Annotated in this window: 11 protein-coding genes; 4 read left to right on the forward strand and 7 right to left on the reverse strand. The window is 60.4% G+C overall.

What is annotated here, in order from left to right; genetic code table 11:
- Positions 1-23: 23 nt before the first annotated feature.
- Positions 24-689, forward strand: coding sequence for a response regulator (locus tag WBP07_RS30330; RefSeq protein ID WP_395396949.1), 666 nt, complete (start codon positions 24-26; stop codon positions 687-689).
- On the opposite strand, the gene WBP07_RS30335 is transcribed toward WBP07_RS30330, so the two are convergent.
- Positions 686-2,029, reverse strand: coding sequence for a sensor histidine kinase (locus tag WBP07_RS30335; RefSeq protein ID WP_395396950.1), 1,344 nt, complete (start codon positions 2,027-2,029; stop codon positions 686-688). The genes WBP07_RS30330 and WBP07_RS30335 overlap by 4 nt on opposite strands.
- Positions 2,030-2,808: 779 nt before the next feature.
- On the opposite strand from WBP07_RS30335, the gene WBP07_RS30340 reads away from it, so the two are divergent.
- Together WBP07_RS30340 and WBP07_RS30345 are read left to right on the forward strand one after the other, a co-directional pair.
- Entirely contained in the window at positions 2,809-5,079 is a 2,271-nt protein-coding gene (locus WBP07_RS30340) for a TonB-dependent receptor (protein ID WP_395396951.1), read from the forward strand.
- A gap of 140 nt (positions 5,080-5,219) precedes the next feature.
- A complete protein-coding gene (locus WBP07_RS30345; protein WP_395396952.1) occupies positions 5,220-6,314 on the forward strand; it encodes an alpha-hydroxy acid oxidase in 1,095 nt (364 codons plus the stop codon).
- A 34-nt stretch (positions 6,315-6,348) separates the two neighbouring features.
- On the opposite strand, the gene WBP07_RS30350 is transcribed toward WBP07_RS30345, so the two are convergent.
- The 6 genes from WBP07_RS30350 to WBP07_RS30375 all read right to left on the reverse strand — a co-directional run bounded on the left by WBP07_RS30350 (position 6,349) and on the right by WBP07_RS30375 (position 13,010).
- Complete coding sequence (locus WBP07_RS30350) at positions 6,349-7,500, reverse strand: hypothetical protein (protein ID WP_395396953.1); 1,152 nt, start codon at positions 7,498-7,500, stop codon at positions 6,349-6,351.
- Positions 7,497-9,056, reverse strand: a complete 1,560-nt coding sequence (locus WBP07_RS30355) for an oligosaccharide flippase family protein (protein ID WP_395396954.1) — start codon at positions 9,054-9,056, stop codon at positions 7,497-7,499. Before WBP07_RS30355 ends, WBP07_RS30350 begins: the two co-directional genes overlap by 4 nt.
- Positions 9,057-9,067: 11 nt before the next feature.
- Positions 9,068-10,066 carry a glycosyltransferase gene (locus WBP07_RS30360; protein WP_395396955.1) on the reverse strand — a complete coding sequence of 333 codons (999 nt, stop codon included), beginning with the start codon at positions 10,064-10,066 and terminating at the stop codon, positions 9,068-9,070.
- A gap of 138 nt (positions 10,067-10,204) precedes the next feature.
- Positions 10,205-11,083 (reverse strand): pirin family protein, encoded by an 879-nt coding sequence (locus WBP07_RS30365; RefSeq protein ID WP_395396956.1) that lies wholly within the window; start codon positions 11,081-11,083, stop codon positions 10,205-10,207.
- A complete protein-coding gene (locus tag WBP07_RS30370; RefSeq protein WP_395396957.1) occupies positions 11,080-11,916 on the reverse strand; it encodes a prephenate dehydrogenase/arogenate dehydrogenase family protein in 837 nt (278 codons plus the stop codon). The genes WBP07_RS30365 and WBP07_RS30370 overlap by 4 nt, the downstream gene beginning before the upstream one ends.
- A 290-nt stretch (positions 11,917-12,206) precedes the next feature.
- Positions 12,207-13,010, reverse strand: coding sequence for an AraC family transcriptional regulator (locus WBP07_RS30375; RefSeq protein WP_395396958.1), 804 nt, complete (start codon positions 13,008-13,010; stop codon positions 12,207-12,209).
- A 149-nt stretch (positions 13,011-13,159) separates the two neighbouring features.
- On the opposite strand from WBP07_RS30375, the gene WBP07_RS30380 reads away from it, so the two are divergent.
- Entirely contained in the window at positions 13,160-13,855 is a 696-nt protein-coding gene (locus WBP07_RS30380; protein ID WP_395396959.1) for an O-methyltransferase, read from the forward strand.
- The last annotated feature ends 20 nt before the right edge of the window (positions 13,856-13,875 follow it).

Below are 13,875 nucleotides of genomic sequence, written 5' to 3' on the forward strand. Positions count from 1 at the left end.
GTATGGCGAACTTGGAGATTGCAATGCGAGTGCTGGTTGTGGAGGACGACGCTGGATTGGGAGAGGTCGTCGTCGAAACGCTGCGCAAGGAAAATTTTGCGGTCGACCTTGCCAAAAATGGAGAAGACGGCAGGCATCTTGGCTCGACGGAACAATACGATGCCGTCGTTCTCGATCTGGGTTTGCCCAAAGTCGATGGCGTGACTGTTCTCCAATCCTGGCGTGATGAGGAAAGGACTTTCCCCGTCCTAATTCTGACTGCACGTGATGCCTGGGCAGACAAGGTGGCGGGCTTCAAGGCTGGCGCGGATGATTATTTGACCAAGCCGTTCAGAGTGCAGGAGCTTGTAATGCGTCTTCGGGCGTTGATCCGGCGATCGAGTGGACAGGTCGCGGCCCGGATCGTTTGTGGGCCTCTTTCCTTCGATGCGCAGCTGGGGCAATTCGAACTCGATGGGCTTCCACTGCGTCTTACCGCTTTCGAGTGGCGCGTGCTGTCTGCATTGATGCTACGCAAAAACACCGTGGTCGAGCGTAGGGATCTCATCAACAGGGTCTATGAGTACGACGCCGACGCCGATTCCAATTCGCTGGAAGTTATAATCGGGCGTTTGCGGCGCAAGATCGGGTCGGACATGATCCAGACCGTGCGCGGCCGTGGCTATCAACTGGGGCGGGTGCCCGGCTAAATTCCCCACCTGGGCAAGTGAAGCGTCGCGCGCAGGCCGCCGCGCGCCGAGCGCGCAAGTTCCAGGGAACCGCCGTGAAGTTCTGCGAGTTCTCGGGCGATTGGCAAGCCGAAGCCGTGGCCTTCCACATTCTCATCGAGCCGGCCGCCGGGGAGCAGGGCCTGCGCAATGGCCGCCACGTCTAGTCCGGTTCCGTCATCTTCGATATCGATGCGCACTTGCCTGCCTTCGTCAGATACGGAAACGGCAATGTGCGACGCGGCCCACTTAGCGGCGTTGTCCAGCAGATTGCCCAGCATTTCCTGCAGATCCTGCGGATCGCAGCGGACCGTCAGCTCAGGCGGGGCGTCGATGCTGAACTCGACGCTGCGATCGATGTAGATCCGGCGTAGTCCGACGATCAGGTCCGCCAGCGTGTCCGCCACGTTGACCGGTTGACCTCCAGGTGCCCCTGGAGACGCCGATCGCGCGCGTCCGAGATGGTGTCTGATGGCGCGGTCGATCTGGGTTACGAGTTCCGCAAGATCGCCATTCGGATCGCGAGAATCGTCGGCCAGCTTCACGGAAAGGGTCGCCAGCGGCGTCTTCAGGCTGTGCGCGAGATTGGCAACGTGCCCGCGCGCGCGACTGAGCGCAACTTCGTTTGTATCAAGAAGATCGTTCATCTCTTCGACGAGAGGCCGCAGTTCCTGAGGTTGATCGGTTGGAACGCGCTGGATTTTGCCGGAGCGTATGTCTGCAAGGGTTTTCTTGATGCGGTCCAGCGGCTGCAGTCCGATGCGAAGCTGCAATATCGAGGCCAGCAGGAGTGCGGCGCTTAGGCCCACAGGTGTCGCTAGAACCGGCGTGATGGCACTATCGCGCAGCTTTCGATAGACCATGTGGGGGGCGGTTGCCGTGATCCGGACAATGCCCGAAGGCGTCTCTTTCTCAAGGATGCGCACGTACAGATCGCCCGCCCGGCCCGTCATCAGCGTCTCAGGAGGTCCCTTGAAGTGGCCTTCGCGGCCGCGATCGCCTTCCTCTTGGAAATCGAGAGCGCGTAGTTCCTTGCTGGACGTGTAGGTGTGCGTCGGCGTTTCGATCTTCCAGGCCCAGCCCCGGCGGTACTGCGTGTAGGGGCCAATTTCCTGAAGCATATTCACATCGACCTCACCGTCGCTTTTCACCGCGCGGATCAGGAGACTTATCTGGCCGTCGAGGCTTTGATTCAGGTTTCGCCGAACGAAACTGTCCATGATCGCATCAATGGCAAAGGTCGCTGCGATAAGCGCAGCCGCCGTTAGCACGATTCCGGTGAGCAGAAGGCGCCCTCGTATGGATTGTGGCAGCAGCTTCATGTGCGGACAGAGAGTTTCCTGAAGAGGGATTTGGCGGGTGCCTGATTTCGCCTGATCGGGTCCAGATTGCGAGTTGTCAAATCCGCATCGTCGCGGGAGGAACCTGCGATTTCCCCGTGTTCAGGTAGTTAAACGGAACCTGAATGAGATGATTCACCTTGTGTGTGGGTGCGACGCATTAGCATTTGCGTCATGTTCCATCCTCGTTTTTTGTCTGGCTTCCGGGAGCAGTCGACCCCGACCGTCGACGCACTTGAGTGCGTTTGCCTGCATTCGCGCAGAAAAATCAGCCGGCGTCGGAGACTCGGCAATTCCTAGCGCGAGCATCAGGCGAAAGCGTCCAGGTGCCCTCTATGGAAATGATTTGAAATTAATAAGTTACAAATAGATGTGGCGCACGGAATGTTGTTTGCACGAAATTCAGCGGTGTAGAGACAAGTTAAGAATTAAAAATCACGAGATTATTGTAAAAAGTCTGCGTCAGGCCTTCTGGGTTCTGGCGCTAATTTGGTTTGATCGCGCGTGATTCGTCGCCTTCGTGATTTTTATTGCAAATCATTCTAGTTTGCACTTGATAATATCGAGAATCATTCTCATTAGCTGCACGTAATCGCAATCGTGCGGCAACATGAGGGGTTCCAGTGACTATTTCCCGGTTTCGCAAGCAAGCTGCTGCGGCAGCTCCCGCCTATCTCGCTCTCTCTTGCGTAGGTTTCGCAGCGGCACCTGCCGCCGCGCAGGAAGCTAACGCAGAAGCGAAGGCGCCAAGCCTGGGCGGCATGACAGTTACCGACACCGCAATCGACGACGATGGCTACAAGGTAGAGACGCTCTCCAGCCCCAAGGCGACGGCGCCTCTGGTGGACACCCCCCGTTCCATCACCGTGATCTCCGGCAAGATGCTGGAGGACTCGCACTCAACCACTTTGGCTGAGGCGCTTCGCACCGTTCCCGGTATCACGATGGGCGCTGGCGAGGGCGGCAATCCGGTTGGCGACCGCCCGTTTATCCGTGGTACCGACTCGCAGGCTTCGACCTACCTTGACGGTGTGCGCGACATCGCTGCCCAGTCCCGCGAAACCTTTGCCGTGGAATCGATCGAAGTCGTAAAGGGCTCCGACAGCGTCATGAACGGGTCGGGCAACGGTGGTGGTTCGATCAACCTTGTCACCAAGCAGCCGCAGGCCGACCGCTTTGCGGCAGCGTCCGCTGGCTTTGGAAACGCATCCTACAAGCGGTTCACTGTCGATATCAACCAGCCGCTTTCCGATTTCATCGGCGTGCGCCTGAACGCGATGTACCATGATCAGGACATCGCCGGCCGTGATGCGGTTTGGCAAAAGCGCTGGGGTGTGGCGCCGTCGATCAAGTTCGGCCTGGCGGGACCGACCAGCCTGACGCTGGACTGGTATCACATGCATTCGAACGAGCTGCCCGACCAAGGCATCCCGTACATGTACATCATCGGTAACCAGCCCGCCATAAATTACCAGACGGCCCCGGCCGGCACCGATGTGCGTCCCCGCGACGCGTTCTACGGTCTGGTGGATCGCGATTTCCGCAAGACGACCACCGATGCCATGACCGCGCGGTTCGAGCACACCACCGATGGCGGCATCAAGCTTCGCAATACCATGCGGTACAACAATACGTCCCAGAACTACCTGTGGACGCAGCCCGACGATTCGAAGGGCAATGTCGCGGCCTATGGAACGGTGGGCCGCCGCGCCAATTCGCGTTACGCCTCGCAAACCGGCCTGGTCGATCAGGCAGACGTATCGGGCCAGTTCAGCACCGGCGTCCTGAAGCACAGCTTCGCTGCTTCGGCCGAGTACAGCTGGCAGAAGTCGGCCTATGGCAGCTATTTTGCCGGGTACAATCCAGCCACCGGCGCATACACTGCACTGCCGGGGTCAATCAGTTGTCCTACCGCCACTTCGGGCACGAACTACAACTGCACCAGTCTGGCAAATCCCAATCCGAACGATCCCTACGTTGGCACGATCATACGCGGGCCGGCCAATTCCAGGACGCTGGCAAACAGCACGACCTGGTCGGCTAGCCTGTTCGATACGATCAGCCTTGGCGAAGCCTGGAAGCTGAATCTCGGTGGGCGCTATGACCACTACCTCACGAACGCCAGTGCCGCCGTTGCTGCACCTTACACGGCAGCCCGTACCTGGCAGCGACGCACCGATAATATCTTCACTTATCAGGCCGGCCTGATTTTCAAGCCCGCCAAGAATGGGTCGCTCTACGTATCGACGTCGACCTCGGCGGTTCCTCCAGGCTCGTTCCTCGCGCAGGGAAGCGAGGACAACGCAGTCGCGTCTGCCACGATCGATCCCAACACGCTGAAGGTTCAGAAGACGACCTCGTATGAGGCGGGTACCAAGTGGAACCTCTTCAACGATGCCTTGTCGTTGACTGCCGACGTATTCCAGACCCGGACCACCAATGCACGCTACACCGATGCGAACGGCAATGTCGCCTTCATCGGCACGAAGCGCATTCGCGGTTTCGAACTGGGCTTCAACGGCAATGTAACGGCGGACTGGAGCATCTTCGGTGGTTACACCTACATGGACTCCAAGGTCCTCAACGCGGGATACACTGTGACCACGACCGTGGTCGGCACTGGTGCCAACGCTGTGACCTATGTCGGATCGGCTCCGGCTGCCGCAACGGGCCATCAGTTCCCGAATACCCCCAAGAACAGCTTCACGCTGTTCACCAACTACAAGGTTACGCCCAAGCTCTCGCTGGGCGGCGGGGCGATCTACATGGACAAGGTCTACGGCGGCTTTTCGGACTCCCGCACGGCGGGCCCGAACGGCGTCGTCACGATCGCGAAGACCCGCGCAACCTATGTGCCGAGCTACTGGCGCTTTGATGCCTCGGCAAGCTATGACATCACCGATCAGATTTCTGTGAAGGTGAATGCCTTGAACCTTTCGAACAAGCTGTACTACGATCAGGCCTATGCAACGCACTACGCGCATCAGGCGGCTGGGCGCACCGTGATCGGTACGCTGAGCGTAAAGTACTAAATCGAAAAAGAGCGGGGTGCGCCCCGCTCTTTTTTACCGTCCGGGGATATGAAGCGGAATTATTCTCAGGCGCGTCAGAGTTATCAAGATTTCGGGCGCGGGCGCGATTTCGCCGCAAAGAAGGTCACTGGGGAAAAACATTGGCTATTCCGTCAAGCGTTGAGTGCCTTTCCGACTACGAAATCGAATCGCGCGCTCTGTTGGGCGAAGAAATCTGGGGCCATATTCAGGAAGGAGCCGGCGCCGAACTCACGTTGCGCCAGAACACCAGGGCATTCGAACGACTGGGCTTTCTTCCGCGGGCCTTCCAGGACCTTCGCACAGGCAACACGGAGGCGACGCTTTTTGGTCATCGCCACCGGGCGCCGTTCCTGCTCGCGCCGATCGCCTATCAACGGTTAGCTCATGCCGAAGGTGAACTCGCAAGCGTTCGGGCTGCCGCGGCATTGGGCGCCGGATTTATTGCCAGCACACTTTCCAGCGTAACCATAGAAGAGATCGCCGTTGCCGCGCGGGATGCAAGTCAGGAGACTGGGCAGTCTTCAATGCCTCTGTGGTTCCAATTATATCTGCAGCCCGATCCCGAAGACAGCCTGACTCTGGTCAAGCGCGCGGAAGATGCCGGATATCAGGCCATCGTTCTCACGATCGATGCTGCGGTCAAACTGTCCGGAATCGCACTGCCTTCGGGTGTGGATGCGGTCAATCTCAAGGATATGGTTCGCCTGCGCCAGACGAGCGTTGCGAACGGGGCCATCCTGTTCAACACGCCGCTGGCGGATGCATCGCCGCGCTGGAGCGATCTCGCTGCGCTGCGCCGGGCAACGCGTCTGCCAATTCTCATAAAAGGTATGGTGCTAGGAGAGGACGCCCGGCGTGCCGTTGATGAAGGGACGGATGGGCTTATCCTTTCCAATCACGGCGGCCGCGTGCTGGACGGCCTTCCAAGCCCGCTCGATCTGCTCGCCGAAGTGATCGCAGCCGCCGGTAGTGAGTGCCCCGTGCTGATCGACGGAGGCATCAGGCGCGGTTCGGACGTCGTGAAAGCAGTGGCGATGGGCGCTGCGGCGGTACTGTTGGGCAGGCCCTATATTCATGGTCTTGCCGTCGCAGGCATGGTGGGTGTCGCCCATGTCATTCACATGCTGCGGTCGGAAATGGAAATCGCCATGGCGCAACTGGGTTGCCCAACGCTCGCGGACCTCACGCCCCAGCGGCTACGACCCCTGCCGTGACGGCTCTTCATCATCTCCATTTTGTGCCACAGATTCAGTCCAAATTCTCAACCAGACAAGCCTGGGTAAATGCCGCCAGAAGCGCGTCGTCCCTGTGGTGGCGCTGAGTTGCCGCGATTTTTCCGTGTGCTCGCGGTTCTTTCCAGTTCGTCGAAATTGCGCGCATATGCCGGTACAGAAATTCATTCGTCAGCTTGAGATTGGCGGGTGAGCCGAACAAATTGTGCACCCCCCATGTATGTCCATGGCGATGCGCGAGATCGGGCACGATCGCCCATTTGGGCGGGCACACTTCGTCCAATTCGGGATCTTGCAGAACAAAGTCTCGATGGCAGCGATCTTGCCAGGTTATGGGCGCGTGCGTTGCAGCGGATATCCATCGACCCGCAAATTTAATGAACCCGTCGCGCGTCGCTTCAGCCGCCTCGAAGACCGAGCGGGTTCCTGTGCCGATCACCATCTCGTCAATGTCGACATTAAGAACCGAACGCGCTGTCGTCAGGAAACGGAAGCGGGCATGCTGCAGCGAACCGACCTGACAGTAGTCGGAATCCCAGGGCAGCATCCGGCCGCTTTCGTCTATGCCGCCGCCCGGTCCGTATGGGAAATTCCAGGCGACGACGGCGATGGGGATATCTGGAAAGGCCGACTGCAACGTCCGACGTAATTCGTCCGTCGTATAGGCGGAGGACGCATTGTCATAGAACAGCACACCCTCCGCCCCATGGACTGCCACGTAGTAGCGAATCCAGTCGGCAATCCAGCGCAGGTCATTGTCTTTCGACAGAGTTGTGATGACGCGCCGGCCTGCGAACAGGGAGGAGAGATTGGGCTGCACGGCGATTTGATGCTGCCCCAGCGGTCCGTCCAGGACGATTACATCCTCTGTGGAACGCAGCCAGATTTCACCACGCTTATCGCGGGAAACGTGCCGGGCCTTGGCGAATGGCCAGCGGAATTTGCCGCGAAACGGCTTCTCCTGCTGAAGCAGCGGCAGCAGGTTGAATAGGGGAGGGCCTTGGAACACGATGTCCGGTCCGACCCGATAGACATCGTAGAACAGCGTGTGCCAGTCGAACCCTTCGTCATATCCGGGCTGCCGCTCTGCAATTGGACGCGGACTTTCACGGCTTGGACCGTCTGCGCGTGAAAGCGTCACGGTTGAAAGGGCGGCCACGTCGATCATCGCGAAGGCATTTCCGAAGAGGTGAAGAAGGATAGCTGCCTGACGATCGGCAGTGATCGCGCGACGCCGCTGATTTCCTCGAAAGTTGGATGGCGCACCACGCGTATCGCGATCAGCCAGGCAACACCGCCCAGCACGGTCCCCAGCAGCAGCGTCGGGAAGGTCAGCCGGTCGGCCCCAAGCCAAAGGCCTATCATGGCCGTGAGCGGCGCAACTGCCGCAAGCGTCACCGCGAAGCTCTTTGCGTAGACGCCAAACAGAGCCTTCATGGAAAATTCGACCGTCTGCCGCATGAAACCGACATGAATCAGGAACCACAGCACCGCATAGACGACGCGAGAAGCTGCCGCGCCCTCCACGCCCCAGTACAGGCTGCCCAACGCCAGCAGGATGATGGAAAGGGCGGTATCGCACAGGTTGTAGGCGATCAGCCTGTTCATCCGTCCCACCAGGATCGGCAACTCACTCACAAGCGGAAGCGCGTTCATGATGACCGAGGCGAGCGATACGTATGCCATCAAGGGCGCGACGCCCATCCATGCCTCCCCATAGAGCATGCGCACAATCGCTTCCGACGCGACAGCGAGAGCGATCATGCCGGGCCAGACTGTTACGCAATAGCCCGCCGTGACGCGCAGATAAGCTGGGCCGAGCGGTTCGCCTCGGTCGCGGATGCGGGCAAAGGCGGGGAAGAAGACGCTACCGACCGCTCCAGAGAGCAGTTGGCGGAACTGTTCGGACAGGCTGGTCGCGCGACTGTACAGGCCGACGGCGAACAGCGTCGTAAATTTCCCGACGATCAGGTCGGGCGTGCGCGAGCCCAGCGCACCGCTTAGATAGAGCACACTCGCCTTGCTGCCGAAGGAGAGGATCTTCCTCGCGCCGGCGATACGGGGAGGGAAAGGCAGGGCGGGGTTCAGCAGTTGCGCAATCAGTCCGCGTGCAAACCCGCCCGCCAGCGTGCCCCATGCGAGTGAAAAGGCAGAGTATCCCGCCGCCGCCAGCCCGAGCGATACGCCGCATGAGGCGATGGCGGCACCCACATTCACGGCGAAATGATGGCTGAATTGCATTCGCCGGCCCATCAGCGCCATCGGCACGATGGAGAAGGGCAGGAAGAGATAGCTCGCGCCGATGATCACCAGCAGTGGAACTATGCCCGCTTGCCCGTAGAACTGCGCCAGCGGCCAGGCGATCGCCATGATGATGCCGGCGACCGCGAAGGAAAAGATCGAGGCGATGGTGCTGCATCGCTGTGCTTCTTCCTTCGTTACGGCCGGCAGCGCGGCGATATAGCGGGACAGGCCGAAATCCTGGAAGGTTGCCACGAACAGCGCGGCGGCCATGGCAATCGAGAAGAGGCCTACTTCCGCCGGGCTCAGGAAGAAGCGCGAGATCAGGACGGAAGTGACGAACTGGATGATGAATCCGGTATATTGCCCTGCCATCGCCCATATGGCGGCACCGCGCACGCTCATCACCGCGGGTTCGCGGCCGGAACCATCGTCTTTGGTTTCATTCGCTCCAGAGGGAGCAGGCGAGGAGGCGGTGCTCATTTCAGCGTACCCTACCGGGCCCCCAGCAGCGATAGCGCAAGCCGGGATCCGCGGATCGGTGCGCGCCACTTGATCAGGCGCAGAACCGTCTGCCATCCCCCGGGCAGTGGGCCGCCGTTCTCTCGGAGATAGTCGGTCAGAAGCGAAAACTCTTTGCCCGTCATCACGTCGTGCGAATAGAGCAGGGCCGGGGCGACCTTTGCCCGCACGGCAGCGGCAATACCGGGACGACCGAAAAGCTCGTCGAGTTGGGCCACCCTCGGCAATCCCTCCAAATGTTCGGTCGGATCGGGCCGCCCGGCGAGCCGTTCCTCGTACGCTGTGTAGGCGATGGCGGCCCCGATAATCTGCTCGCCACTATGACGATTGCTGACTTGCGTGGCCGATCGTCGATACTTGAGCAAACGCTCGGGCAGGTTGGCGATCTGTGTCACGCTGGCAAGGCGCAGCCATAGGTCGTAATCCTCACAATGGCGGAATGCCTTGTGATAGCCCCCAACCGCCAGCACGACGTCGCGGCGCATCATCACCGCAGGATGGCATAGAAAGGGAAGCTTGCGTTCGACATTGCGAATGATCTCGGAATGATCGAGCGGATATCCCTCACAAAGCTGGGTCAGGGGATGACCTTCCGGGTCGATCAAATCTATGCGCGAGCCGATAATGCCGTGCTCGAGATGGGCGTCGAGGAAGGAGATCTGGCGTGCGAACCGTTCAGGCAGGCAGACATCGTCGGCGTCCATTCGGGCGATCAGCGGTGCGCGGGCCTCGTCGACCAGTTGATTGAGGCTGACGACCAGTCCGCGATTTTGGCGGATGATCGGGCGGATGCGGGCATCCTTGGCCGCGTAGGTTTCGATAATGGTCCTGCTGCCATCGCGCGAACCATCATCGAGGATCAGAAATTCGAAGTCCGTAAATGACTGGGCGAGAACGCTTTCGATCGCCTCTGCAAGGAAGCGCTCGCCATTGTAAACGCTCATGGCGACGGAAATGCGGGGGCCGGTCATAACGGGTCGATCTCGAATGGGCTGCCTGGAACCTGTGGCCGATCATGGCTACCGGGATGAAGTAAAGAAAGCTTTAGGCCAGCTGCGTGGACCATGCGGGCGGAGGCGATTTTAGGGTGATTTTCGGATGTGGCAGGATCAGCTGCCGACTTCGAGCAGCGGGCCGGTTCCGTTGAATTTGCCGGCCTGATAGTCGCGAATGGCTTGGTTGATCTCTTCGTGCGTATTCATCACGAACGGGCCATGGGCCACAACGGGTTCGCCGATCCGCTCGGCGTGTCCGAACAGCAGAACAGCGTCACTGTCGGCCCTGACCGATACGACGTCGCCATCGTCTGCGACTTCGACAAGGTGCCAGGCGTCGACGGGCGTTCCGCAGATCTCGACATTTCCACTGACCACGTAGAGAAACACGCTGCGGCCCGTGGGCGCTGGCAGAGCAACCTCGCTGGCGGCGGATAGGCGAACAGTGGACATGAATACGCCGGTGAGGGACGGGATCGGGCCGGTAACGCCGTTGAACTCGCCCGAAATGAGGTTGAGGGTGCCCTGTCCTTCGGCGATCGAAATCGCAGGTATGTCGCCCGCCTGTACACCCGTATAGCGAGGTGCGGTCATCTTCAGGCTCGACGGGAGGTTGACCCACAGCTGGAGGATTTCCAGCGGGCCGCCCGTCGCCTTGAAGCTCGGCGGTGAAACTTCGGCGTGGATCAGGCCCGATCCCGCCGTCATCCATTGCACGCCGCCCGCTTCGATGACGCTCTCATGTCCCCCGGTATCGTAATGCGCGAGGTTGCCCGCCAGAATGAAAGTCACCGTCTCGAATCCGCGATGCGGGTGCGGGCCGAACGGCAATCCGTTGTTACCCGGCCGATAGACCTGAGGGCCGTGGTGATTGAGGAACAGGAAGGGATCGACCTGATCGATGCCCGGGCCGGGCACCGGGCGCCGCGTGACCAGATCGGCGATGTCGTCTCGGTGGGCCGGGTACGTGGCGGCAACGGAGCGGCTGTTCATGGGATCACCTCTTGGGGAGCGTTGTTCGCCAGGGCCCTAACGCACAGAGGCAATCCTTGTCGAACAGGCATTGCTTCTCGCGGCGTTTGAGTAGCGGCCAGTTCCCTGCGGACAAGGTCGATCTCCCTGAAAAACGCCAGGCGCGCTTCTGCGGAAAATGGGTTTCTGCTCTCGATGGCGGACGAGACGCCGGCCGCATCATGACGGACCATCGAAACAGCCTCCCAAAGCAAGTCGAAGCTGCGGGTCGTAATGCGTCGCGGTTCTTCCAGCCGCAGCAGGATCTTCGCGATCAGGTGGGTGATGCCCTGGGTGACGGCAGCCTCCCGGTCATGCTCCTCGGGTGATGCGACGATGATCCGAAGGCCGAATTCCTTGCGGAGAAAGGCGGCGACTCGTCCCGCACGGTTCGTGCGCAGCGGGCACAGGACAAGCTTCAGGCCGCGCGTACCGGCACGTATGCTCTGGGGGCCAAACATGGGATGGCTGGCAAGCAGGTCGACATAGGGAGGCAGTGTCCCGGCCATGATCCGCGCGGGTTCGACTTTGACCGACCCTACGTCCATGACCAACGTTCCAGGCCGCAAAAGGGGGGCGATGTCGCTGCATAAGGCCTCAAGCTCGGAAACCGGCACTGCCAGGATTACGATATCGCAGGTACAAGCGCCTTCCAGATCGGTTACGGTGATCCCGTCCGCGGCCATGAGAGCCGGCGAAGTGTCGGCCACATGGATAGCGAACTGCGGACGCAGGTGGTTTGCGGTCAGTTGGCCGAAGGCACCGAAGCCAATGATCCCAAGCGTTGGCTTGGCTGGCGCAGGGCAAGAGGTCACGGATCAGCACTTTCTTGGAGAGCTGCTGGACCTGCATCGCTTTTTGAAAGTGGCAACCGCTGGTCAAGCAGCGGTTGAAGGACGACAAGAGACCCACCGCTGTTTAGCGGCGGTAATAGTTCCCGGCGGGGCGGAGGGTCGTTGTCATGCAGCCAGCGATAGGGCGTTGACAGGGGAAATGTCAACGGCGGCGGCTGTTCCATTATCGCGGATGGCCGCAGCCGGCATAGATATCGCGTCCTCCCAAACAGACGAACTTGTTGTGCCGCCGTTTTCGACCAGGTCTCCCATCACGGGGCATGACGCTCCGCCATATAGCGTGCGGGCGGAGTGCCCAGCGCTTTGCGGAACATGGTCACGAAGCTCGGCACGCTTTCATAACCGAGGTCTGCGGCTACCTGCTGGATCGAGAGCCCACCCGCCAACCACTTTACCGCCAGGACCACGCCCAGCTGCCGGCGCCATTGTCCGAAGCTCATTCCCGTTTCGCGATGAACCAACCGGAGCATCGTACGCTCGCTCAAACCCGCCCGCTTGGCCCAGGTCGCTAGCGACCCTCGATCGGATGGGGCCGCGATCATCGCGTCCATGATCCGACGAAGACGGGGATCGGCCGGCATCGGCAGGTGAAGGTCTTCCACGCGGGCGGAGGCAAGTTCGTCGAGAATGACCGATACGAGCCGGGAGTTTGCGCCACCCTCGTCATAGAAATAAGGGAGATGGGCGGCGCGCGCGAGCAATTCGCGCAGCAGCGGCGTCACTGCCACCGCGCAGCAATTCCGTGGCAGCGCCGTGCTGAATGCCGGATCGACGAAGGCGCAATAACCCGCCAACGCGCCGGTGATACGGAACGAATGAAGGGCTCCGCCGGGGATCCAGATCGCACTGCGAGGAGGCACGATCCACAGGCCGCCGTCGACCTCGCAACTGATCGCACCGCGCTCGACCAGCAGCATCTGCCCTTTCCTGTGCCGGTGGGGATCGAGTTCGAGCCCGGATTCATCCGTCATCGCGGCACCAAACGCAACGATCGGGCGCGGCACTTCGTCCGGCTCGACCCATTCTGCCGAGTCCGCTGCGGTCAGGACCGGCATCGGACCGCGTCCGGTATGGCAGGGGTATTGGCGGGATTGAATAACATTATGGCAACCCTTCGGAATGACGCCACCGGCTCGTCCCATTATCCCAAGCGCCACGCACCGTCGAGCCGCCTTCGATCCGGTGCATTTCGGAAGGAAAAGTCTTGAGCACTCTGGACACACCCCACGTTACTTCGTTGCTGAACAGGCTTCATGAAGCGGCCGAGGCATCGGATCGTGAGCATGTCGAAAAGCTGATGGCGACGCTCAATGCGCCCGGAGCGTCGATCGAAACGGTGGTCGCGGGGATCATCGCGGCCGAAAACCAGGATTACACGGCGATCTATCGGGATTACGCCGATAACTTCCTGGCGGTGTCTCCAGACTTCGGTCGCTTTCTCTATGCGATTGTCCGGGCGACCAAGGCGCGTCGGATCGTGGAATTCGGCACGTCGATGGGTATCTCGACCATATACCTTGCGGCAGCGCTGCGGGACAATGGCGGCGGGCTCGTCATCGGGACCGAGCTTGAGCCCACCAAAGTTGCAAAGGCTCGCGCCAATCTGGCCGAAGCAGGGTTGGACGACCTCGTGGAAATCCGGGCAGGCGATGCTCTGGAAACACTGGCGGGGATTGACGGCGAGATCGATTTCGCCCTGATCGATGGCGCAATCTCGTTATATCTGCCGGTGCTCAGGCTGATCGAACCGAGCCTGCGGCCGGGCGCAGCGATCGTCGGCGAGAACGCCTTCGATCCGGCCTATCAGGCTTATGTTCGTGATCCCGTGAACGGCTACATCTCGCAATCGCTCCCAATTTGCGAAGGGCGTGGCAATGAATTTACGGTGAGGATCGGGTGATGGCGCAGTCCGACAGTATC

This window comes from Novosphingobium oxfordense (assembly GCF_044029435.1).
GTDB lineage: Bacteria > Pseudomonadota > Alphaproteobacteria > Sphingomonadales > Sphingomonadaceae > Novosphingobium.